General features: G+C 54.1%; 13 protein-coding genes. 6 read left to right on the top strand and 7 right to left on the bottom strand.

The window, feature by feature from the left end; genetic code table 11:
• Positions 1 to 126: 126 nt before the first annotated feature.
• Together J7M22_16020 and J7M22_16025 are read right to left on the bottom strand one after the other, a co-directional pair.
• Positions 127 to 243, bottom strand: coding sequence for a DUF86 domain-containing protein (locus J7M22_16020; protein ID MCD6508114.1), 117 nt, complete (start codon positions 241 to 243; stop codon positions 127 to 129).
• An 83-nt stretch (positions 244 to 326) separates the two neighbouring features.
• Positions 327 to 1205 (bottom strand): hypothetical protein, encoded by an 879-nt coding sequence (locus tag J7M22_16025; GenBank protein ID MCD6508115.1) that lies wholly within the window; start codon positions 1203 to 1205, stop codon positions 327 to 329.
• A 157-nt stretch (positions 1206 to 1362) separates the two neighbouring features.
• Here J7M22_16025 and J7M22_16030 point away from each other — a divergent pair, with 157 nt between their 5' ends.
• The 4 genes from J7M22_16030 (at position 1363) to J7M22_16045 (ending at position 13726) form a co-directional block, all read left to right on the top strand.
• Complete coding sequence (locus J7M22_16030) at positions 1363 to 5154, top strand: hypothetical protein (GenBank protein ID MCD6508116.1); 3792 nt, start codon at positions 1363 to 1365, stop codon at positions 5152 to 5154.
• A gap of 2 nt (positions 5155 to 5156) precedes the next feature.
• Positions 5157 to 5666: a 2-amino-4-hydroxy-6-hydroxymethyldihydropteridine diphosphokinase gene (gene folK / locus J7M22_16035; GenBank protein ID MCD6508117.1), complete on the top strand. Its 510-nt coding sequence runs from the start codon at positions 5157 to 5159 to the stop codon at positions 5664 to 5666.
• A gap of 3 nt (positions 5667 to 5669) precedes the next feature.
• Positions 5670 to 6326, top strand: coding sequence for a deoxynucleoside kinase (locus J7M22_16040; GenBank protein MCD6508118.1), 657 nt, complete (start codon positions 5670 to 5672; stop codon positions 6324 to 6326).
• Between the two features lie 89 nt (positions 6327 to 6415).
• On the top strand, positions 6416 to 13726 hold the full coding sequence (locus J7M22_16045) for an Ig-like domain-containing protein (protein ID MCD6508119.1): 7311 nt from the start codon (positions 6416 to 6418) through the stop codon (positions 13724 to 13726).
• A 21-nt stretch (positions 13727 to 13747) separates the two neighbouring features.
• On the opposite strand, the gene J7M22_16050 is transcribed toward J7M22_16045, so the two are convergent.
• The 3 genes from J7M22_16050 to J7M22_16060 all read right to left on the bottom strand — a co-directional run bounded on the left by J7M22_16050 (position 13748) and on the right by J7M22_16060 (position 17924).
• Positions 13748 to 14860, bottom strand: a complete 1113-nt coding sequence (locus J7M22_16050; protein MCD6508120.1) for a terpene cyclase/mutase family protein — start codon at positions 14858 to 14860, stop codon at positions 13748 to 13750.
• A 204-nt stretch (positions 14861 to 15064) separates the two neighbouring features.
• Positions 15065 to 16915, bottom strand: a complete 1851-nt coding sequence (locus J7M22_16055) for a hypothetical protein (protein ID MCD6508121.1) — start codon at positions 16913 to 16915, stop codon at positions 15065 to 15067.
• 214 nt (positions 16916 to 17129) lie between these two features.
• Positions 17130 to 17924 carry a LamG domain-containing protein gene (locus J7M22_16060; protein MCD6508122.1) on the bottom strand — a complete coding sequence of 265 codons (795 nt, stop codon included), beginning with the start codon at positions 17922 to 17924 and terminating at the stop codon, positions 17130 to 17132.
• 172 nt (positions 17925 to 18096) lie between these two features.
• On the opposite strand from J7M22_16060, the gene J7M22_16065 reads away from it, so the two are divergent.
• Together J7M22_16065 and J7M22_16070 are read left to right on the top strand one after the other, a co-directional pair.
• Entirely contained in the window at positions 18097 to 19197 is a 1101-nt protein-coding gene (locus tag J7M22_16065) for a phosphotransferase (protein MCD6508123.1), read from the top strand.
• A gap of 14 nt (positions 19198 to 19211) precedes the next feature.
• The gene (locus tag J7M22_16070) at positions 19212 to 20105 is read left to right on the top strand and encodes an SMP-30/gluconolactonase/LRE family protein (GenBank protein MCD6508124.1); all 894 of its coding nucleotides are present in this window, start codon (positions 19212 to 19214) and stop codon (positions 20103 to 20105) included.
• Positions 20106 to 20112: 7 nt separating this feature from the next.
• Here the strand turns inward: J7M22_16070 and J7M22_16075 are convergent, their stop codons facing one another.
• Together J7M22_16075 and J7M22_16080 are read right to left on the bottom strand one after the other, a co-directional pair.
• Positions 20113 to 21390, bottom strand: a complete 1278-nt coding sequence (locus J7M22_16075; GenBank protein MCD6508125.1) for a DegT/DnrJ/EryC1/StrS family aminotransferase — start codon at positions 21388 to 21390, stop codon at positions 20113 to 20115.
• Positions 21391 to 21405: 15 nt separating this feature from the next.
• Entirely contained in the window at positions 21406 to 25170 is a 3765-nt protein-coding gene (locus J7M22_16080) for a hypothetical protein (GenBank protein MCD6508126.1), read from the bottom strand.
• Positions 25171 to 25335: the final 165 nt, after the last annotated feature.

A 25335-nucleotide genomic window follows, 5' to 3' on the forward strand; every position in this document is an offset into this window, starting at 1 on the left:
GAGTGCTTCAATGATTTGTGTTCAGATGCGGAGGTGATCTCCAGCTATACCTTATCGGCAGGATACGCTGCTGTTACAAGCGTAAGGCTTGACGGCAGTTGAAAAACTTTCTCGGTAACATTATCATCATTTGACTTGACACGGGTAGTCATGAACGAGGATATTTCGGAATCTGATCAATCCCTTCAGTTTCTCCCCAGGTTTACGTGGGATGATCCCAGAGCGAGAGAGAACGAGAAACAGGTTAGTTCATCCAGATGACATCCCTTCTTTCGGATGGAATAATTTTGGGCGAGGCGAGGCCCCGCCCGATATGTGCGGTTGGGTTATCTGAGCCTCATCGCCTTGATGGCGCCCCAACTGGTGGGAAGCTTATTTCCGGGGCTAACCGCCATGGCCATTTCCGTATCGAGCGTGTGATCGTCCGGAGGAGGCTCGATGCGCAGTGTATAACCGCATTCGCCACCGTTCTCGCCTACCTTGCCGAGTATAGCAACCCATTCCCCCGCGGGCGCCTTGAACTCCCCGATATCCGTATCCCTATGCCAGTTTCTATCGCCTATACCTTTACAGATCTCTTTGCCATTGACCCATGTCACCTCCGGATCGTCACTTCCCGCCTTAAACGTGATGGTGCCACCTTTGTTCCACTTGACCAGGCAGAAGAGGTACTCGATGAACTGGTTAAGCCCCTGGCCGCCCCACATCTGCCAATCGAACTCATTGCCGCTGTTAAAGAGGGCACCTTGTTTCGCATCCACGAGGTCCTGGAAGTTGATCGGCACCCACCAGGACCCGTCGGAGGCAATTCCTCCGGAGCCGCTGAGTTTCTCACCGGCGATGGGCCAGTTTTTGGGGTCTTTGGTGACCTCCTTCTCGCCGACGCGCCAGTGTTTCTTCAGCACATCGTTGCCGTCGAAGTTAGCTGCCGGCCCACCTTCGCCGATTATAGGCGGCGAGAGAACCAGCCAGCTCATCAGATATAACCCCTTCTCCAACGGTCCACCATCACTCGTCAGATCCTCATCGTTCATAAAACCATGTTTGCCGGTGTAGAATTTGTCGGGCTCATAGTACTTGCAATCCTTGGGCACCTTGCCTGCCAGCTTCTTACACGTGTTCGGGTCATCTGCCCCGAAGGCCATGACGGCTAAAAGGCCCATCGCCGCCAGAACCGTGATGATAACCAGTAGCCTTTCCCTCATTGTTATTTACCTCCCTTTTCGAGTCTGAAAAGCATTATATTTAATTCCAAAGCATAAGTCAAGTGCGATCGATCGGCCGTTCAGCGAATCCTTGATCTTCCCCCTCCGATGATGCTATAATGGAGATGTCCGTTGGAAAAATTCGGAGGGGTGTAAATTGGGAATTCAGCTCTCTTATCTGGATGGCGAAAAGCTTGGAAAACCTGATGGATGGATCAATCCCCTGGAGCGCGATGGCGGATTTGTGCCCGTTATGGAGGGTGATCGGGTGGTAATCGCTAATTTATCGGGCGAATGGGGCCCCGGCGATAGATGCCTTGTGACGGGGGAACACCTATGGCGGAATTACTCCGTTCAGGCCTCTGTGAGGCTGATCTCCTTCGTCACGCTTCAGACGAGCGATCACGAAAGGGGATTGCCGCCGAGAGCCGGATTGATGTTGAGATATCAAACGCTTCGTCATTACTATTTCTATTGCCTTGAGGTCGAAAAGGCCTTAGATGATAACCTCATGGATGGGTATCTGGCGCTGTATCATAGGTGGGACGACGATTGGAATCTGCTCGGGCGTAGGAAGATTAAGATTAATCCCAACCAATATTACCTTCTGGAAGCGGAATTGAAAGACGAGAGAATAAAATGTTCCTTGGACGGCAGATCGGCTTTCACGGTTAAAGATGGGAGGTTGAAGAGAGGTAAAGCTGGAATCAGATCCAACGCCGAGTCTAGATTCCAATTCGTTAGGATTTCAACCACAAGGGAGGATATAGAGGAGTTCAATCGTGAGCGGAGACGCCGCGAGGAGGAGCTGAGGCGGATCAGAGAGAGATATCCCAAACCGGTTCTCCATCGCGAGGTGGATATCTCGAGATTCGGCTCAAAGCCCATCGGGGTGAGATTTGCCAATGTTAGGAGCAGTGATAAGCTCGACGTGATCCTGATCTATGAGAAAGGGGCCGTGGCGGTGAGCGGCGAGGGCGAGGTGCTATGGCGTTTGGATCTGCCGGAAAACTGGGCACACACCTTACATTGTTATGACATAGATGCTGACGGGATCGCCGAGGTGGTAACGCTTATAGGAGAGGAGATCGTCGTTATCGATCCGATAAGCGGTCTGTGCAAGGCGCGAAGGAGATTTCCCAGGGCCAGTTCGTTTGAAGGCGGATCTGAAGGCGCACTGGCCAACCCTTATAACGCTGTGGATCCGATATACATAGCGAACTTCCTAGGAGATGAGACAAGACAGATATTGTTTAAGGGAGGAGCGTATCACGGCGTATGGGCCTTCGACCATGAGCTGAAGTTGCTCTGGGAAATGCCAAACGTCAAATACGGACATCATCTCGACTGCTACGATATAGATGGCGATGGCCGGGAGGAGGCGATCATAGGACATATAGTTGTGAACGGCGAGGGAGATGTGATCTCCCTCACCGAGGGGGTGTGGCGCAGGAGTCAGCCCTATCATGTCGATAGACCCATAGCGGCGGAGATAGACGGCGACCCCGAAAATGGCCCGGAAATCGCTATGGCCTGCGGAAACCTGGGATTCCTCATGGTCGATTCATTTGGGAAGGTCATCTCGGAGGTTCCGATCGGCCACGCGCAGACGCTTAGCGTCGGGAAATTCAGGGGAGATCTCCCCGGATTGCAGATATGGACCTGCACCAGATGGGGCAACTACGGCATCAGAACCCTTTTCGACCATCACGGCAGACGGATATTCGAGTGGGAGCCCGACAACGGCGAGGACGCCGGAAAACCGTGTAACTGGACGGGAGAGGGCGAGGAGCTGAGTTTCAGAAATTCTCCCAATGCTAAGGGTCTTTACGATGGGTGGGGACGGTGCGTGGTCGAGTTTCCCCAAAACGCTGGTCTTCCCGTCGGTCCCGCCGATGTGGCGTGTGACCCGCGCGATGAGCTGATCTTCCTCAAGGACGGGAAGCTCCTTATCTATACCCAAGATCGCCCGTTTGAAGGGGAGAGGATCTATGCCCCCATACGAAAGCATCATCAATCCCAGGGGCTCTGTTCGCTGCCCAGATGGCTGAACCTCAAAACAGGCCGGTATGAAAGTCCCCCTTCCGTCCATATCCCCCATCCGCCGATCAAAAAGACAGGGGTTAGAATACCTAGGGCCCACCCTCCTGAAAACCTGGAGCTTTTCTCATCACTCGATGTCTCAGGGCTCGAGGAGGGGCCATTCGATCTAAACAGGTTCAGAAGGTGGCACAATCCGTTGCATATAAGCGGCAATCCGTGGGGAATTTCGGTCGATGGCAGGCGAAAGGTGCTCTGTAACCTCTCCGATTCCGTTGGGCCTCATGATGCTTGTCTGATAACAGGTTATGAGAGCTGGAAGGATTACATCGTCGAAGCGACTGTGAGGATCGTCTCCACCTTGACGATCCCGTCAAGCTGGGGACCTGGGAAATACGTCGTGCTGGATGAACAGTATGACCGAACCCCGCGAGCCGGAGTGGTTTTCAGATATAGGCATCTGAGGCGATACTGCTGGTTTGGAATCGAGATACCGGTTCAGGAACGCCGGGCCAGGAGCGGTGAACCGCCCTCGACGCCTCCATCCAGGGCAAAATTGGTGTTATATGACCGCAGCGATAACCTCTGGCGGCTCCTGGCGAGCAAGGGGATCAGCTTCAACCCTGATAGATATTACCACCTGAGAGCTGAAGTGAATGGAGAGAGGATCAGATGTTATCTCAACGGAAGGTTGACCTTCGATCTGGCCGATCCACATATACCGGCTGAGGGAAAAGCCGGAATAAGAACTAACACCGAGGCCTGGTTTAGCTCCGTCAGCACCTGGATCTCTCAAGCTGAGCTGAAAAGGGCCAAAGTTGAAAGGCAACGGATGTATTCTAGGGGATATCAGATCAGAAAGGGATATCCGGAGCCGAATCTGATACGGGAGATATCCCTCGAGAAAAAGCCGGTCTGGATCTCTTCCATCGGCTCAGGTAACCCCTGTCTGCTGATCTCCGACGGGGAGAAAATGATCGCTTTCGATCTCGATGGAAACGAGGTCTGGAGAAGTGGGATCGCTTCGAAGGTGATTCCCGCCTCATATGATATAGACGGAGATGGTAGGGACGAGCTGGCGGTTCACGACGATGGATACTTAATCCTCCTGGATGCCGGGACCGGGGAGGAAAAGGGCAGAACGGAACTTGAAGAGGAGATCTCGGCCGTTTATGCGGATGGGGATTTCGTGCTCGCCCTGGCAAAACCGTTCTGGGGAGCGTGGGGGTTTGACGGATCGCTCAGGATGATATGGCATAGACACGATCTGCTCCATGGCGGTGTGGCGCTCCTTGAGGATATCGACGGCGATAGGGAGAGGGAGATCGTGATAGGATTCGCCGCTTTGAACAAGAGCGGTCATGCCCTCTGGTATATGCCTAAACCCTGGTATAGAATCGCCCCGTTCGCCCCCAGGGCCATAGAGGTTATGGAAGGCGTGGGAAGAGGAAAGGAGAAGATCATCGCCATGGCATGTGCCAAGGCGGGGCTGATCTTCATGCGAGGGGATGGTAGAATGCTGGGGGAGATACAGGCGGGAGATGTGAGAGGTCTCTGTGTCGGACGGTTTCTGGAGGATCGGGATGGAGTATGGATATGCACCTGGTGGGGTAACTACGGTATAAGAAGGCTATATAGCCTGACTATGACGGAGGTGATCAGTATCGAGCCCAATAACATCCCCTTCCATCCGAGGAAAGTGAGGTGGGTTCCGGATGCCGATCTAATGCTTGACACCAGTGATCCGGACGTCATGGGACTTTACAACCATCAGGGCGTCAGGGCGGTCAAGTTCGATCTCAAATATAGACCGGAACATATCGCTATAGGCGACCTGAATGGGGACGGCCTGGATGAGGTGATCCTCTCAACAGGCGAAAGGATCGCCATATATGGCTCCGGGCTTTGAAGATGGCGGTGGCTTTCATTGGTATAGGATCGAACCTGGGGGATAGGGCGTCCAACATCCGCCGGGCGATGGAGATTATGGCCGAAAACCGGAAGATCGATGTGATATCGGTCTCCAACCTCTATGAAACCGAGCCCGTGGGGGTTAAGGATCAGCCCGATTTTCTGAATTGTGTCGTCAAGATCGAAACGGAGCTCGCCCCGCGTGAGCTCCTGAAGACGCTTAAAGGCATGGAAGCCCGAATAGGCAGGAGGCCGGGGCCGAGATGGGGACCCAGGAGGATAGACCTTGACATTTTGTTTTACGAGGATTTAACCTTAAACGAGGATGATCTCGTTATCCCCCATCCCAGAGCTCATGAAAGGCTGTTCGTGCTTATGCCCCTTTTCGAAATCGCTCCCGATCTGATACATCCGTCATTGGGCAGATCGATTAGGGAGCTTATAGCCGATTTGAAGTGTGAAAAAAGCCAAGGCATACGTCTATACGGAAAGCTATCTTGGGAGGGTTGAGGAATGGATTTAGCTCACAAATATATCAGCATCGAAGGCCCGATGTGCGTCGGCAAAACCGATCTGGCTCAGTTGCTCGCCAAGAGGTTAAACGGGAGAGCGGTTCTGGAATCGGCGGAAAATCCGTTTTTAGAAAGGTTTTACACCGATATGGAGAACTACGCCTTCAGAACCCAGATGTTCTTCCTGCTCACCAGATATGAGCAGCAGCGCGAGATCCTGCAGATGCATCTCTTCGAGCAATGCGTCATAACCGATTATCTATTCGATAAGAACAGGATCTTCGCCTATCTAACTCTGAGCGACGATGAGCTTCTCATCTACGACAAGGTCTATCGTCTCATAAGCAGATCGATTCCAAAGCCGGATCTCGTCATCTACCTTCAGGCGAGCACTAGGGTCCTGCAGAAAAGGATAAGATCGAAGGGCAGGCCGTTTGAGAGGTATGTCTCGCAGGATTATCTCTTTGAGATGAACAAATGCTATAACACCTTCTTTCTGGGATATGAAGACGCCCCTCTGCTGGTGGTGAACACGGATAATGTGGACTTTACGGATTCAAAGGAACTCGAGGGGCTGATAGACGAGATGAAGAGGCTAAACTACGGTAAGCGATACTACGCCCCAAACCTGGATATGAGGCGGTTGAAAATACGATAGATTCAACGATTCAACCTAAGAAGGCTTCTTTCGTCTAACGGAAGTTGGAATCGATTAAATAAATCCATGGAAGATTCAGGGGGAAGCTCGTGGAAAAGCTTGGTAGATCATCAGGATTGTGGGCTCTGGCCATTCTGATGCTATGGAGCCTTCCGGCGATAGCTCAATTCGTAACCGTCCCTTCGGTCACAGATAACAGAGGCATCGACTCGACCTTCAGCACAGCAAGTGATAGCCTGGAGAGGAAGGCGATCATAACCTTCCAAACAACCGGTGCATCCGGAGACTACAGGGTCATCATAGATACCAATGGGCCCGGCGGAGTTGAAAGACCGGACGGCCAGTTCAATCCGGACGACGATTGGGTTAAGATCGGAATGCTGGGCTCGGCGACGGGAGAGGTGCAGACCATCGCCGTCGAGTGGGACGGAAGGGATAGAAAGGGCAGAGTGGTCGAGGACGGAACCTATAAGATCAGGGTGGAGATAGACTATAACCCCAATGGCATGATAGATACTACTGCCGCGTTCGCCGAGGAGACCCAGGTTACCGTGGACAGCGTGAAACCGATCATATCGCTTAAGGCTGGGCCGTTTTCCCCAAACGGAGATGGATCAAACGATACGGCCCTCATATCCTATGTGCTTTCAGAGGACGTACAGGAACTGAACGTGGATCTGGTCAATCCAGCTCTCTCCGTTCCTCCTAATATAACCGTGAGCTCACTGGCGGGAAAGTCCGAACATCTGATCACCTGGAACGGCAAGGATGGTATAGGTAGATTGCTCGATGATGGAACTTACACCTTCAGATTCAAAGCTGTAGATGCGGGGGGAAATATCGGAGAGACAAACCTGACGATACTGATAGATACGAAAACGCCGAAACTTATATCGGTCGCACCATCTGACGGTTCGATGACCAGATCCCCCGTGGGGGAGATCTCCGCTCAGATAGCAGATGAGGGGGAAGCCGGGATAGATTATGAGATCAATCCTCCTACTTTGACCCTTATCGCTCCGGATGGTTCATCGGTGAGCGGTAAGCTGGAAATCGATGAGAAGGCCAATAAGTTAATCTTTAGGCCCGATCTTCCCATCTCACTTCCAGGGCAAAACGGCACGTATACTGTTGAGGTGATGGCGCGCGATAAGGCCGGAAATAAATTGAGTCAAGAGGCGAAGTTCACGTTTGACTCTCAGCCGCCGAAGGTCATCTCCGTTACCTCTTCAGGCAAGACCTTGACCCCGGGCAACGCGAACGTGATCCTCCCTCAGGAGGGGACTGTGACCTTCACCGTCGAGGATCAGGGGGGAAGCGGGATCGATTTCGCGTCCGTTAACGTCAAGATCTCGGGCCCGTCTCAACCCGCATCCTTCAGCTTCACAACCGACGGCGTCTCGACGGTGACGGCGAGCTATGCCGGATTGTCGGATGAAGGGACATATACGTTTGAGATAAGCTTCGCCGATAGGGCGGGTAATACCGTATCTCTCAAATATCCCTTCAGATACATCCTCTCGCCCGAAAAACTCCCTGTGGTCCTTTCCATCACTCCGAAGGACGGATCGATAGTTGAGGGTGAACCGCTCGCTAAGGTAAGCGCGAAGCTCAAGGATAATTCCGGCGTCGGCCTGGATCTGACCAACTCCTCCATCTACCTCACAGGACCAAACGGAAACGTGATCAAAGGGACGAAATCGGATAACGGCGTGGACGTGGTGGAATGGGACCTGATCACCCCCTTAGCGCTCGATGGATCGGATGACGGGGTTTACACCATATCGGTAACACCGGTGGACAAAACCGGAAACATCGGCCTGACGGAACAGATTCGATTCCTCTTCGTCGCCTCGCTCTCCGATTCGGTGACGGTTTCGCCCGAAGACGGCACATACGTGAATTCACTTGAATCGGTGAAGGTTCAGATCGGAACCCCGGTTTCGGAATGGATCGATCTGAGATCTTCGGCCGTTAAGCTGGTGAGGAGCTTGACATCGAAGGAGATTCAGGGCATAGTCAGGGTTGAGGGCAACGGCCTGAGCTGGAGACCCTCTCAGACTCTGAAGACAAATGGAGATGACGACGGTTCCTATCAGGTTGAGGTTATGCTGACGGATAAGTCGGGAGCGACCTTCCAAATCACCTCCGAACTGATCTATGATACCCAGCCACCAAACGTCGAGATCTCACCATCTGACGGCAGCGCCGTGACGGAGATGAAAGAGGTATCAGTTGAACTGAAGGATGCGCTGAGCGGGTTTGATGGAGCGGGAACCAAGGTGAGCTTGATCGGACCGAAGGGAAATTCCCTCCCCATCGCCAGACAGGTCACGGATAAGGGATTGAGGCTGATCCTTCAATCTCTGGCTACGGATGGAAGCGACGATGGAATATACACGCTCAAGGTGACCCCCAAGGATATGGCGGGCAACATCGGGGTGGAGGAGATCTACAGGATCGCCTATGTAACCTCCCCATCCGAGGCTGTGAGTATAACCCCCGAGGAGGGAACCTACGTCAATGACATAAAGACGATCGAAGTCCAGCCGACAGGATCTTGGATCGATCTTCAGCGGAGCGATCTCAAGGTGATCGGACCGGACGGGAATGAGGTGAGCGGCAAGCTGGAGATCGGCGGCAATAAGATGATCTGGAGAATAGATAACCCGAGGCTGAAGGACGGTTCGCAGGACGGGGAGTATAGGATCTTGCTCAGCCTCGCCGACAAGCTCGGTAACCTTCATACGGTGGAGAACACCCTCAGATATGACAGCCTCCCGCCAACCGTCGTCTCGACAAGCCCGAAGGAGAACGAGCAGGTAAGCGGCGATATCGAAATCACCGTTGAGGCGAGCGATGACCCCGGAGGAGGCATACCGTTCAGCGGGCTGGATCTGCTTGCAAGTACGATCAAGCTCATAGGGCCCGATGGGAAAGAGGTCAAGGGAAGGGCAGACACGGATGGGGTATCTAAACTGATCTTCAAACCGGATGAGCTCACACGGAGCGGCAGATATACGATCCAGGTCTCGCTGGCGGACAAGGCGGGTAACATCAACTCAGCCCTGACCTACCGATTTGAATATCAGCTCCCCGAGGCGAGCCTCCTTTCGACCACGCCTGCAGATGGAAGCTACGTCCGAAAATTGGAGAAGATCAGACTGAGCTTCACCGAAGCGACCGACCTGACGGGGACCGCCGATAGGGTAAGCTTTGCCGGCCCCAAAGGTCCTCTCGCCGTGAAGATCGAATCCGAGGGGAACGATCTGATCGTGATTCCCGAGGAAAGTCTGAAGACCGATGGCACCGATGACGGGATATATCGGCTGAGCGTGACCCCACTTGATGAATACGGCAATGAGGGGACATCCAAGGAGATACAGATCGTATATGACACCCAGCCTCCCAAACTTGAATCGCTGAGTTACGTTCAAGATCTGCTTGCGGAGGGGATGGAATGGACGGTAAACGGGGAGATCGAAAGGATAGACATGAGAGGCAGCGACCAGACGGCGGGGATCGATTTCGATGCCTCAAGCCTCCAGTTGATCAGAAAGGCCGATGGAAAGGCGCTTTCGGGCGAGCTGGGAACCGATGAGGAGAGCAGGATCTGGCTGATACTGGATGAACCGCTCAAACGAGATGGATCGGACGACGGAAGGTATCAGATATCGGTGAAGCTGCTCGATAAAGCGGGTAATGAGCTATCCAGGGATTATACCCTGCTTTATGATACACAGCCGCCGACCGTCAAGGAGGTATCGCCAAAGCCTAAGACCTCCGTAGTCGAGCCGATAGAAACCGTCTGGGTGAAGCTCGATGATGCGGGAGCGGGCGTTGATCTGAAAGGGAGCGACGTCAAGCTGAAGGGACCGCACGGCTATCTCGCCGTCAATAAGAGCGATGACGGCGTCTCGACGATATATCTGAGCTTCAACAAGCTGCGAGCGGACGGAACGGATGACGGGACGTATCAGATTGAGGTGAAACCTCTCGATAAGGCCGGAAACGGCCTCGCGGCCTCTCTGATCTACGAGTTCTACTATGTCACCCAAAAGCCTGAGGTCGTCACGAGCAACCCCGCCAAATACAGTTTCGTGAATCAGCTCGCCGCCGTCTCCGCCACTCTGAAGGATCACAGCGGCCAGGGAATAGATCTGGATGCCTCCTCGATTAAGCTCATTGCGCCCGATGGATCCACCGTCGGTGGGAGGATCGAGAGGGAGGAACCGGATAGGATCTCGTTGATGCTCGAAAACCCGCTTCCGAGGGACGGATCGGCTGACGGACAGTATACCGTCGAGGTCACGATCGCGGATAAAGCCGGCAACACGAACGTCGAAGAGATACCCTTCCTTTACGATACCTTTATCCCCGCTGTGGAGGTCGAAGGGTTAAAGGAGGTATACGAGGTCCCACCGACGGAGTTCACCCTGAAGCTGAACGATGAGAATCCGAACGCCGCCGTGCCATCACAGCCGGATGAGAACATCCCGACCAAGGGGAGCGGCGTCGATCTGGACGGGACATCCGTTAAACTCATCGGCCCGAAAGGACAGATCCCGCTGGATATCAAGCATAACGGCATCGATACCATAACGATCAGCACGTCTCAGATATCCGATGAGGGAAGTTACAGGATCGAGGTGACGCCTAAAGATATGGCCGGAAACGTCGCGAAAGCACCCATTGTCTTCACCTTCACCCTGGTATACGCCCCGCCGGCCGTTAAAAGCGCCCAGATTAAGACGGGTTTAACGGCTCAGGGGATGAATTACACCAACGGATTTGACTCGGTTGAGGTGACCCTGACCGGCTCGCAGGTCGATCCGGTGGCCTCCAAAATAGAGGTCCGCGGGCCCAGCGGTAAGGTGTTGGGTACGCAGGAGATCGTCGAGGAAAAACCGAAGGAGGGCTACGTTATCCTCTCCTGGAGTCCGAAGTTGCCCTTCGCCACGGACGGGACGGCGGATGGAACATATACGATCAGCGTTACACCGGCAGATAGGCTGGGCAGGACAGGCGAGACGGTTCAGTTCACCGTGGTATATGACACGCAGCCTCCCAGGGTTAACTCGATCAGCCATATCGACTTGAACGCCCCGATAAGCTACGTAAGCGGACAGATAGATAAGCTGGAGGCCTCGGTGTCGGACGAAGGTCCTTCCGGTGTGGACAGTCGGCTCTTCACCGATACCTCGATTCAGTTGATCGGTCCCGACGGCAAAGTCGTTTCGGGAAAGGTGACAAGCGAGGGTGAAAACAAGCTCTTCTGGACGCCGGATAAGCCGCTGGCCTCCGACGGATCTATGGACGGGATCTATACGGTTTCGATATCGGTGGTCGATAAGGCCGGAAATCCTTTAAAGGCGGAATATACCCTGCTCTACGATACCGTCGCCCCGAATGTGGAGTTCATCGAGCCCAAGGGAGAGCTCGTGACAGGTGAGCTGACAGAGGTGGTCGTCAAGTTCACCGATCCGGAGCCGGGCAGGATAGATTTCGACAGATCCTACGTCAAGCTGCTCGATCCAAAAGGGCGTGAGATATCCGCCAAGATGAGCAACAACGGGATCGACACCGTGACATTGAGCTTTGCCAATCCGGATGAGGAGGGAACGTATACGATCACGGCGATGGCGGTCGATATGGCCGGAAACGGGATCGGGATAGTGAAGAAGCGGGAGTTCAACTATTCGACGGGATTGCCCGTTGTGATCTCCACCACCCCGAAGACATCTCCTCCCGAGGAGGCATACACGGGGCAGCAGATCACCAGGGTCGAGGCTAAACTGCAGGAGACCAACAACGGAGGAATTAGCTTCCTCTCCCAGATCAGACTTCGAGATCCCAACGGCAACATCGTCCCTGGCTCTCAATCCGATAACGGCGTTGACACGATAATCTGGAACCTCGCCAAACCCCTAGCTACGGACGGATCGGACGATGGCCTCTACACGATAACCGTCATCCCGATAAACGCTTCGGGCAGACGAGGCGACCAGTTAAACTTCACCTTCTTCTACGACACCGTCCCGCCTGAGGTAGATCTGGATGCCTTGCGGCTCGTCACATCTCAGACCGCCCAGAATTCGCTCAGCGAGATACAGGTGAACGTTAAGGATGAACAGCCCAGCTCCGGTATCGATTGGGATAACGTCGATGAGAGTTGGATCAAGCTGATCAGCCCCGACGGGAAGCCGATATCCGGGAAGGCCACGAGCGACAAAGCAGGGAAGTTGATCTTCAAACTGGATGTGCCGCTGGCGACGGACGGCTCTCAGGACGGAAAGTACAAGATCCTCATCTCGCCCAGGGACAAGGCGGGCAACGCCCCCGATCCGGTCGAATACGATTTCGTCTACGATACAACCCCGCCGGTGATCGATCCCTCTTCGTTAGAGATAAACGGCAAGCCTCTGGTGATAGATCCGAACTCGCCCGACTTTCCCACCGCGGTTAACAGCCAGACAGGGGTGACGATCACGGCGAAGATAACGGACGAGGGAGCCGGGGTTGATCTGACTAAATCCGTCATCCAGGTCTTCTCCCCTGACGGCAATCCGGTAGGCGGTTCTATAAGGCAAAACGGCGTTGACACCTTGGAATTTTCGAGCGATCTGCTGCCGAAAGAGGGGATCTACAAGGTGATGGTCAAGGCTGTGGGACTGGATGTTGAGAACCTGGGCATATCGCCCACCACCTCCATATCCACCTCCTTCCTCTTCGAGTTGGGCAAGCCGGTGGCGAGGTTGACCGAGCATGGCCCGCGAAGCTCATATGAGAACGAGCCGGCGCCGCTTAAGGGCACGGCGTCCGACCCGCCCACCAAAGATGTTCCCGCCTCAGGCGTGGCGCTCGTGGAGATCGGAGGATACGGCCCCGACGACGAGGAGATAGAGTGGACGCCGGCTGTGGATGAAAGCACCGAGCAGGAGGAACCCTGGTCGGAATGGTCTCTCGATTTCCTGCCGACGAAATCCGGTAAATACGAGCTGAAGATCAGGGTGACAGATAACGCCGGAAACCAGGAGATATATGACGGGGGAGAGCTGGAGTTCACCGTCTCACTCAATTTCAAGGGCGATGTATATGTCTGGCCCAACCCGATAAGCAGATCCCGCGGCGACAAGGCCCATTTCTCATTCGATGTGAATTTACCTCCCGATGCCACAGCTCAGGTGACGGTGACGGTATACGATGTGGCCGGAGATCCGGTCTGGCAATCCCAGACCTACACGGTCAAGCGAGGCAGGGATTACGACGAGGTGGTCACCTGGGACTGCACCAACCAGTTCGGTCAGAAGGTCGCAACGGGGATATACGTCTTCAGGATAGAGGCATATGACGGCAAAAACAGGACTAACAGGACCGGAAGGATACTGGTGGTCAGGTAGGGGCGAAAAAATCTTTCGCCCCTACATTAGGATCGAAAATCCAGTATCAAGCGCTAAGATCACATAGGCGGTCACCAGGACCGGATCGCTTTCCATCCACCTATCCGCCTCGTTTACCCAGAACCCTCCTGGCTTTTGAAGCGAGGCGAACTTATCCACCATTTCGGCATACCAGTCATGTTTGATCCCCTTATAGTCCTCTATCACCCTCTCACCGTATGCCGTCAGCGCTTTGGCCATGGTGTGGTAATTGTAGAACAATCCCTGTTTTCCTAAGGGCGTGTTTTCGTCGAGGGTATAATGCTGTTTGATCCATCTGACGGCGGCCTGGACCCTGGGATCGTTCTTATCGACGTTCGCGTAGATGAAGCTCAGAAGCCCCGCGTAGGTCATAGAGGCGTATGACCGGGGTTTCCCGTTTGCATCCTTACCCGCCTTGCTTTCCCCGTCAGGGGCATAGACGAAACCGCCGTCGTTACCGGCCCAGGGCTGATCGTTCGTCTCGCTGTAGTTTTGACATCTCTCGATGAACTTCACGACTTTCCCCCAAAGGGGATCATCCTTTGGGAAACCGCTCTCTTTGAGGGCTTGAACGGCAAAACTCAGATTAGACATATCTCCTCGTCTCGTCCCGGCTCTGGCGGCCGAAGCTCCATACCCTATTCCGCCATATCTCGGATCACTGGGTGAGATGCCCTCTCCCTCATCCAGTTGGCTCTGAGCCAGCCATTTCTGCGCCTTGGCTATGATCTTCTTATATTTGGGATCGCCCGATGCGGCAAGGGCCATAACGGCTATCGAGGTCTCATAATTCGGCAGCGGCATCTCCGAGCTCTTATCATATATCGAGCCGTCCTCGTTTTGATGCTTGAGGATATAATCGAGCCCCTTTTGTATAACCGACTTATACTCTGCGGGAGGACCTCCCGGCCTTTTCAGGAAAGCCGTGATCGCCAATCCGGTTATGCCGACATTATGCCTAAAAGAGCCGTCCTTTTCCTGCTGTGTGCTGAGCCATTTCAGGCCGCTATCGATCAGGTTCATGGCTTTGTCCTTGGTTCCCTTATCGGATGATATCCCCAGGCAGGGGATCATCAGGACCGCGATGATTAAAACGACGGCGATCTTTTTCATCACTCTCTCCTCCTGAAGATTGAATTGTGCACGATTTGGTGCACCTGCACACTTAATCTGCCCCAAATCGTGCATTTTGCACAGAGTGAAAACGGGCGCAACGGGAAGGAGGATTACCTCGCTTCCTGCGCCCTTAAGTCCCTTTTGAACTCCTCAAAAGGGAGGGACTGATTGAGTTATAGAGCAATATCCATGCCATTAGGATCACCCATACCAGATATAGGTTCGCACCTTCAGAAGCGTCCCGGCGATGCTGACGCCGCTATCGGCAACAAATTCGCCCAGGATCAAGCCCAAAAAGAACGGGACAGCGCCCCTGTAGGCTTTCAGGCCTCCATATCTCAATACGGCCGATTTAACGGCCCAACTCAGAAATATGGAGAACCAGAACGGGTTCATCGCCCAACTGCTTGAGACGACGAGTCCGACGGGATGGAGCGGAAACCAGATGAACCGTGTCCGGAAGAGCGAGAGCAATAGGACGAAGATCGCCCCGAAGGAGTAAGCGATCGCATATCGCGGGTTTCCCCCCACAGGCGTCGTCAGCCAATACGAAAGCCTGTTGAAGCTCTCATACGCGGGCCAGAGCTTCCCCCATCCGCCATGACGAAAGGCGGCGTGAAGATGCGCCCAAAATCCGCAAATGGTTCCCAAAACGGCGGCGATAAGGACGGAGAGAAAGACTTTCATCGGATCGACCCCTGTCCTTTCCCCCAACTTGAATCCCTCCAGGATACACGGCATAGGATGGCTTCTGTAGGCGCGGTTGAAATACCAGAAGAGCGAGACGGTCGTCAGGTCGGTCGGGCTGAACCTACGTGTGCCGAAGAGCGAGATCATCATCCTGCCCGGGCCCGAAAAATGCAGGTCATGCACGGGCGATCCCAGCTCGGCCCTTATCCTGCCTATCGATATGGAGATGAGGAAATATATGATGAAGAAGAGGGCTATCGCCTTGATCCCCATACCGGCCTTTAGGCAGAACAACGCTATCCCCGCCGAACCGGTTAAAATCGTTATTAAGGCGAGCCGATGAATCCTGTGCTTAAGCTGTCTTGATTCAGCGATAGGCTTGAAATAACGTGATATATGCCTTCGAGCCATCCACAGGGCGGTCAGGGCGAATCCGATGTACGCCCCTGTGGTCTGCTCATCTATGAGCGGAAATCCCGGTATCCGCAGCCCAAGGGCGGAGGCCAAGACCCTCTCGAACTTCCAGAAGAAGTAGAAAAACCAGCATGAGAACGAGAGATCGACCGGTATGAAGAAACCCAATCCCAGAGCGAAGGGATGGACGGCTATTGGAAGCCATCCTATGGCATTTAGGGGTTTCTCGGTGAGATAACGGCCGATATTTATGGGCTTACCGATCGTGGGAACCGAAGGGATGAAGAAGTGAAGCCCGTTCAACGTCCCCATGAAGACCCCCACCCCAAATCCGAGCCACATCACCCGATTCTTCAGGAATTCCTCCTTCACCATATGTAGAGGGAGCTGGATTATGGGATAGCTGAGCCTCTCCTCCGAGACCCATCTCGAGCTCAGTATGAGCGTCAGACCCAACATGACGAGCAGAAGTGAGATGGTGAAAGCCGACCAAGAGAGCACGGGGGTGATCCAGGGGAGGAAGTTGACCGGTATGTAGAGTGATGATTCGCCGCGGGCATATCTCTCAAGAACCGATTTATCCGAGACGACGAGCCAGGAGGGGATATATTTGAGGAAAAGCTCCTTCCACTCGTTCTCGGGCGTGGCGAGGAAATGGGGGCCGGCTATCATCGCCCCGATAAGCTGGAGCATATCCAACCCGTTGATCGCCGAGGTGATCGTCAGCATGGTATATATCAAAAGCAGCTCCCCTGCTGAGAGAGAGGCTTTAGGATAGAGGCGTTTTAATGAGGAGTTGATAAGGATCAATATGAAGAGATAGAATATAGCGTTGAAAAACAGGGAAACGGTCGTCGGATAACCGGCGTTCCATAGCGACGCTGTCATCATCCAGAAGGAGTTGATCGGTATGAGAAGGAAGGCAAGGATCAAAACACGAATGGACATGATAGAGATATAAAAACAAGCAACGTTCGCTCTTATTTCTCTTAAGTGTAATATCTATCTATGGCCAATTGTCCGCCGTCCACAGCTCATCCGTCATTTATATGAATGACGATAAATGACGACAAATGACAATAAATGACCTATAAGTGGCGGTAGGAAGCGAGGAACGGGAAACGAGCTTTTTCCGTTTCCCGTCCTCGCCTCCGGTTTCCTTTCAACGGGTTTTTATGTAGCCCCACGTGGTTGAGAGCTTCTCCTTCGGGGAGACAGCCGTCATGCCCGTCAGCCCTTTGGTCATGATCTCCTTGATGTCATCCTGTGGCAGCGCCACGTTGAAGATAGCGACCTCATCGATAACGCCATCCCCAAATCGATTCGGACATTCGTCGTCATCCCGACCGATGGTCAGATGACCGGTATCAAGGCTGATCTCCGTCTTGTTACAGGATAAGGAGCTCTTTTCCTCTCCATCGATGTAGATCTTCCAATCACCCGTGGTGCTATCGAAAGTACAGGTATACATGTGCCACTTCGTGATATCATCCGGACCGATCTTCCCAGCCGACCATCCATTAGGGGTATTCCAGTCGCCGCCGATCCAAACACACCAGGCCATGTTCTTCTCACCTAAGACCGGGTGGATGATAAAGGCGTTTCTTTTGCTAACAACCCATCCATGTTCGTTCCACGTGGGGGTATTGCTTTTCACCCAGGCGGTGACCGTTATGGCTTTAGTGGGGTTCTCGAAGTCCGGAACTTCAACACAGGCACCCGTCCCGTCGAACTCCAAGGCTTTGCCGAACACGCCGTCGACCCATTTGGGGCTCCCCACAAGTTTCCCATCGTGGCCGTTACCCGAGGAATCCTTGGCGACATCGCCCCTCCCCTCATCGAACAGCCACATCGCGACAACGTTTCCGAGGTCGACTTTCGCGATGCATCGTTCCGCCGGTGTCAGCCCGATGAGGATGAGGCCGACGCACATCCATACTGCAGATATCCTTTTCATCCTTCACAACCCTCCTTTTGCTAGTTTAGAAGTCTCACATCTGAAACCTCCCTCAATGTCTATTATAGCCTGAAAGAGGTTTTTGTCAAGTTTTTTCAAGTGAGACTTGACGAAGGGCCATAGCCGTGCTAGAATCACCCGCGGAAAAAGCTGAAAAACGGGATCGAGCGGCATGGGGAGATCTAAAAAATATACCGCTTATGAGGACGAAGCCGTCAGGGAAACGCTCACGCGAATCCTGAGCGAGAGGTATAGGCGCGATGTGGTTGTTACGGGGTTGGACAGGGAGGATCTGGGCAGCACACATCGCTGTATCGTTTCACGCCTTTACCTCCGGATAGCCTCCGGGGATTCTGACGGGGATCTCCGGAGGGAGATGACGGTTGTTATCAAGCAGTTCAACCCCGACTGGCTGGGTGAGGATGCTCCCGATTTCATCGCCGCTCAGGAGACGCTCGGCCGTATTTTGTCGGGCAGGCGGATCGCCCCTGAGCTCTACGGGACCGTCCGCGATGTGAAGAGGAGGAGGTATTGGCTCTTCTGGGAAGACCTCGGCAAAAACTTGGTAACCGGACGTGAGGATTTCGAAAACGAGGAGATGGAACACTGCTTGAGGTTCATCGAGCAGGTGGCCAGGATTCACATCCTATTCGCGGGGGAAAAGGAGGAGGAGTTATACCGGGCCCTTCGCCCCTTGATCATGCTGCCCCGGTCACGAGCGGCTTGGCGCGACAGATACGAGACCGCCATTGAAAGGGCGCCCGGTTACATCGAAAAAATCGTCCGAACAGGCAGGTTCCCCTGGCTGGATAAAATGGCATCCTCTTTCACGGCTATCTTAGAGCCTTGTCGGTCCATCATCGATCGACTGGTATCCGTTCCCTTTGTTTTCAGTCATTGGGACATGGTTCCTGAGGAGAACATGATAATTGGTCGTGAAGGTGAGGCGCCGATCTACTATTTCATCGACTGGGATGAAATCTACTTCGGGCCGGCTCTCGATAACTTACCGATTAGAGACGAACGGGATGAAACCGAGCAGTTGGCCCTCGTCAAGAGATATTGGGAGTGCGTCCGGGGCAGCCCTTTCGTTCCGTGGGATTTGGAGGAGTGTCTCACGATGTATAAGTACTACAGGTTGATGCGCTCCATATATAGATTTCACTTTCATGCGGAACGCTCCATTGGGAAGCATCTTCCGGTCAGCGAGGAGGCAATTCGACGGGCTATACCCGTTGCCATAAAACTCGCTAAAGAGTTGCAAATGATATAATCGGGAGGGGAAAGATGAGAGGAACAAATCAGCTTCTGGCCGCGTTTGTGATATGCATGGTGATATCCCCATATATATACGCCGGCCAGATAGGTTATCCGGGTTACCGCTCCTATTCCCTTATAAAGGTATGGGAATCGGATAGGATCTTCAAGGTGCCCGAATCTGTCTGCTACGACCCGAAGGGCAAGGATCTATACGTGTCAAATATCTATGGACAGCCGGGAAGGAAAGATGGGAGAGGGTTCATCTCGAAACTCTCCCCCGACGGTAGGGTCCTGAAGCTCAAATGGGCCACCGGTCTGAACGCTCCGAAGGGCATGGCGATTTTCAAGGACAGGCTATACGTCAGTGACATCGATCGACTCGTATGTGTCGATCTCCACAGCGGCGAGATCACACGGGTTTTCCCCGCCGAAGGCGCCCTGTTCCTTAACGATGTGGCGGTCGATGAGAGAGGTCATGTCTACGTATCAGATTCATCAGGGAAAAACAGCGCTATCTACCGGTTGAAGGACGGCAAAATGGAGGTATGGCTGGAGGGAGGCGAGATAAAAAGTCCGAACGGCTTGTTTTACAAGGATGGGGTGCTCTACGTCGGTAATTCAGGAGATGGAAAGATCAAAGCGGTTGACGTCAGGACGAAGAGGATCAAAACCGTGGCGGTCGTGGGGAGCGGAATTGACGGCCTGATCCTAGACAAAGATGGCTTTTTCATCGTCTCCGACTGGCGCGGCAAGACATCGCTGGTCGAGGAAGGCAAAAGGCCGGTAGTTCTGATGAACACAACGGACAGGAGGATAAATGCCGCCGATCTCGGTTACATTCCCGATCAGCGGTTGATCCTGATCCCGACCTTCTTCGACAACAGGGTTCTGGCTTATAGGTTATCGCTACCTCGTAGATAACGTCCGATCAATCGATCAGTTTCTCCACGTTATCCATCACCTTCTCGAAAGCCTCAACGTATAGCTTCATCAGCTCCAGATCGTTGGGCGGGTTGACGTCGAAGACGTAGAAATGGGACTCCAGGAAGGCCGTGGCGACCGGATAATCCTCCTTCCGATATTCGATAGGTCTGCTATGTCTGCATGACCAGGGACATCTCCTGCCGTAACCGACTCGGGCCTGAAAGATCTCCTGTGCCGGCACGGGAAGTCTCTGCCACAGTCCGACGTGCATACCCTCAGCCTTCAGCGCCTCCTGAACCTTATCGCGCAGGAGCCTGGGGGGTACATCCAGTCCCAACTCATCCGGCTTGACCCCTACGACATAATTGTAGTAGACGGGTTCACACTCCGGCGGCACATAGGGCGTTTCGATTCCCGGGATTCCGGAGAGATGTTCGGTGAGGAAGTTACAATTACGGACGCGCAGGGCGTTATACTCGTCCAGCCTTTTCAACTGGCTACGGGCGAACGCCTGGCCGAATACGTCACCCCGATACATCCATCCCAATCCATAGGCGTTGTATTCCTGTTCCTCCCGTTCCCTGCCCGGCACGACCATCTCGCCGAAGTATTGGAGCAATCCTGCCCGTCTGTAGTAGAGCTCATCGTCTGTGACGAACAGTCCTCCCTCGCTTCCCGTCGTCAGCGGCTTTGACATCTGCATGCTGAAGCCCGCGACATCCCCCATCGCTCCGCACAGCCTACCCTTGTATCTCGCGCCATGGGCCTGCGCGACATCCTCGATGACTTTGAGATTATATCGTCGGGCGATCTCTAGGATCGGGTCCATATCTGCCGGCATGCCGTGGATGTGGACCGGCATGATCGCCTTCGTTTTCTCCGAGATCTTACCCTCGATCTGTGCGGGATCAATGCAGAAGGTTCTGGGATCGATGTCCACGAAGACGGGTATGGCGTTATGATGAAGCACGGCTGCCGCTGAGGCCCAAAACGTAAAGGCCGGCAGGATAACTTCGTCGCCCGGACCGATCCCCAAAGCCGCAACGCACATATGAAGTGCAGCCGTCCCGCTATTGGTCGGGATGCAATATCTCCGTCCCATATATTCGGCCCATTCCCGGGAGAGCTTTTCCGATTGAATCCTGCGCTGCTCGCTGATGTTCTCCCCGGATAACACCTCCATCACCGCCTGCCGATCGGCTTCGGTGATATGAGGCCACGGTTTGATCATCCCAGATGGGATGGTCGGTTTCCCGCCGTGAATTGCAAGCTGTTCCGGCATAATCACCCACCTCCTCTACTTAAGTCTCATCTGATCTATCTCGATCTCAAGATCCGAAACATTTCCAGGATCTAACCGCAGGCGGATTATCTTACCTCGCCACTCGGGATGTCCGGCGAGTTTGACCCGATAGAGGTGAAATTCACCGTCGCATCGCATAACGAAATGGAGGCTCTTCGACTCGGAAAAGCCGGAGCTATCCGAACGGGACCAGAAGAGCTGCCCGTCCACCTTCTCAATCCCCTCCGGCGCCTTAACCCGCGCGCGGATGAGGAGCTCGCCGTACTCTTTGGCCTCAACCTTCATCGGCGGACCGATCATGTAGGGATCGCCTCCCATCGATCTGGTTCTGAGTTTTCCCTCCTTCACGGTGAACGGTGTCAGATCGTGAGCGGGCGACCATCCTTCCGGATCACCCTCCACCTCAAAGTTCCAGTCCGGCTCCGAACAGACGGGAAAACCCTCAAGGGGTTCAAACCTGACTCCATCGATCTCCACCTCGATCTCGGGCGAGTCATGTATGACCTGTATCTCTATCCTCTTGCCCCTGCGATCGTATCGCCACCAATCGCCCTTCCCGCCGGCTGAGGGTTGAATCTCCCTTCCGCCTTTGAGAAGAGAGGTCGGGTTTGATACGGGCGAGATGACGATCTGCGACGCTATGCCCTTAAGCCTTAGGGGAGTCCTCAGCCTCACGATCAGCTTCTCCCCATCGATCCTGGCGTCCGTTATCTTCGCCTCGGCGTTGACGTGTATCTCGCCCCGATCGGTCCTCAGCACCCTCGTGAAGAAATCGACCGCCCCCTCGTCGGGATGGGTCAGCATCCAGATGTTCTGGACGATCAGATGGGGGTTTATGATCCCGGGATCGTTTCGTTTATACTGATATGTGAGGCTGACGGAGTCGGGATAGTTTCCCCTTCTAGGTCCCTCCTCGATCTGCATCTGCATGCCGCATATGGTTATCCCCTCGGCGATATGCCTCCAGAACTTCGCCTCCTCCCTTTCGCCCAGCTCATCAAGGACATATGCCAGCCTCTGCAGGTCGGTTGCATAGGCCAGTCCGCACCACTGAACCGGTTTACCAAACCACGGCATCTTGAAAAAGCTCGATCCCAGCACGGGTATATCGGCGAAGAGCATCATGCTCGGCCTATCGGGCGCCCTCCAGAGGTAGATGAACGGTAATCCGGTTCTCGCCCAGTATCGAGCGCGATCGAGATATCGTTCATCGCCGGTCGCCTTAAACGCCTCGAGATACAGTTGAATACCGTATCCGGCGGCGAGTATATCGGGACAATGTAGAGGTACCTCCCAGGTCTGTGCGCCCTCAGGACGGGCGAAGTTATCGTCGACATATTGGATCGCCTTGTCGGCCCTATTGCGCACCGTTTCATCTTCCGTCAGCCTGAGGTATCTCCAGAGCGCTATCGCCCTTCTTCTGCCGAACGTACAGGTGCCCAATGTGGTATCGCCTTGAGGGCCGAGGTCTTTGTGGTTCGGCGCGAATTTCGCCAGAAGCTCGGTGTTCCTCGGGTCCATACGGAACTTCCACGACCCGTCCTCCGCCTGGGCTTCCAAGTCGTCCATCACTCGCCCCTCCAGATCGTTTATAAAGCCGAACAGCCGTCCGAATCTGCCGGCAGGCCTGGAGGGTTTATCGCACATCCTCAGCGTCTCCTCATAGCTCCTTGGCTTTTCGGGTAGATCGGGCAGGCCGAACCGATCGAGGTAGGCCAGGATGGCATCGGTGATCTCATACGACTCCTCGCCCAGTATCCAACAGCGGAGTCTCAACCTCTTCCCCGGCTTAAGCTCATAGGGATTCTCCGCCTCTTGGGTATTCTCCCTAACCCATTTGGGTATGGAGGGCAGGAAAAGGCCGAGCAGATGTTCATCCTGGAAGAGAACCTTCTCCGGGGTGGGGTTTTCGACGGGCAGCGTGGCGCCGACCCAGTTCGGCGAGGCGAAAAGACATGAGGGGGCTATGTTCTCACCGTCCCATCTCTGAAGTGGATCCCACATCAACCCCACCAATCCTGAATCGAATCTGACCGCCATGACGGGGGCCGTGACCTTATACGGATGCGGTGCATGCTGATCGTTATAGGGCGGATCGGAGAAGGTTGTATCGAGCGAAGTCTCAGGCGGTTCCATGTAGTAGATCCCCGGCAACACCGCCTCATCATAAGCCTCACCGAAATTTCCCTCACCCACCAGAAGTCTTGGGCCGTGAAACGCCAGGAGCTTCCGAGGTTTATCGACATTCAACTCAAGATCAACCTTGATCTGCCCATTCCCATCCGGGGTGAAAGTAGCGGTTAAGTCCCAATTCACCCCGTCCTCATCCGTATGTCTCGCCTTGAACGCTATCGATTCGCCCTTGAGGGTGAACCTATCGGCGTAGAAATATGCCTTCCTTCTCTCCCCATCTTTCGTGAGATATACGATCATCCCGAGCCACGGGATAACCCCCATCCTCCCCTCCGATTTCACCCGAACGGCACAGAGGCCGTATCCGAAGGGATTTTCGGGGAAGAGAAGTTCCAAACCGCCGCTTCTGAGCCGAAGCTTCGATTTCTCCTCAGGTATCTCGGTGCAGATAGCCGTGAACTCGGCTTCGGAAGGTCCTCTCAGATCTTTGGAGTAAACCTTAACCCTGAACGCTCCTATGCCAGGGCGGGATGGCCTGATCTTCCACCAGAACTCCGTCCTCCCGGGATTGAGCGACTCGATCCTCAGTGATCTCTCCCCTTCCTTCAACTCCACCGTCTGCGGCACATCGATCTCGATCTGAACCGGCCCGGATATCGCCCCGCCGAGATTCGCCAGAGACAACCTGAGCTCATATTCCCCTCTCATCTGAAGCACCGTCTCGCTGGGGCCGAAACCCACCAGCTTCACCTCCGGCCGAAGGATGAGCTCAAACCGTTCTTCCTCGTCCTTATATGAATTCCACCTGACGGATATCCTCGAGCCGGCCGATCTAAGGCCCGCCACCGCCCATTTCAGCTTCACCCTTTCCCCCGGATTGACGCTCTCAGGGAGGTCGAGCGGACTGAAGGTCAGCTTATCCGGTGAGGAGAGGCTCATGTTAACCGGCGCCGGATCATCGCCGGTGTTATCAACCTCGATCTCGATCACCCCTGAGGCAGCGGGGTTATCGGGGTCGGGGATGAGCCTGATATCCTCAACCCTGAGATGCCATCCCACCACTTCGAGGTATCGGATGTTGTCGAAGATCACCTCCCCCGGTCCGGGCTCCCCTCCCTCGTTTATCCTCGGGGCAACCTGAACGGATCTGACATCGGGCGAGTCGGAGTAGTCGAAGGCGATGACGCCGATATGCCATCTCCCATCCCCTGCGAAGATTCTCGGAAGAACGTATGTAGCTCGGGAGGCGGTCTCGAAATTATCCTCGCCCATCGGTATGACATAGAAACGGACGTTGTCTCCCTTCGTTTCGATCAGCTTATATCTGAAGGTGAAGCCGCCCTTTTTGACGGGGAGCAGATCTCCGATGGCTCGTATCCGTTTGCCCTTGCCGAGGGTGGGATACCGTCGGTTGAGGCCACAGGCCGTCTTTGAGAATGACTTCATCCTCAACGCTTTTTCGCCTTCAAACGAATCCCCTGTCACCTCGACAAGGGCGTCTTTCCCCATCTGTCCTTTATAACAGAAGGCGGTCCACCCGGCGGGAAACCCACCGGGTCCTAACTTCTCGAACCCGCCGTTCGTCAGCACCAAGGTGAAGATCAAGCTAAGGACGTACAGCGACATAATTCTCACCTCGTAGAAGGGCGCTATATTTTATCGCTCATATTATCGCTGAGTGTAGCAGAGATTTTTAAAGCTACCGTCCGCCGCTTATAGGTCATTTATTGTCATTTGTCGTCATTTATCGTCATTTAAATGACGGCGAAGCCAAATGACATAATGACTACA

This window comes from Candidatus Poribacteria bacterium (genome assembly GCA_021162805.1).
Taxonomy (GTDB): Bacteria; Poribacteria; WGA-4E; order B28-G17; family B28-G17; genus JAGGXZ01.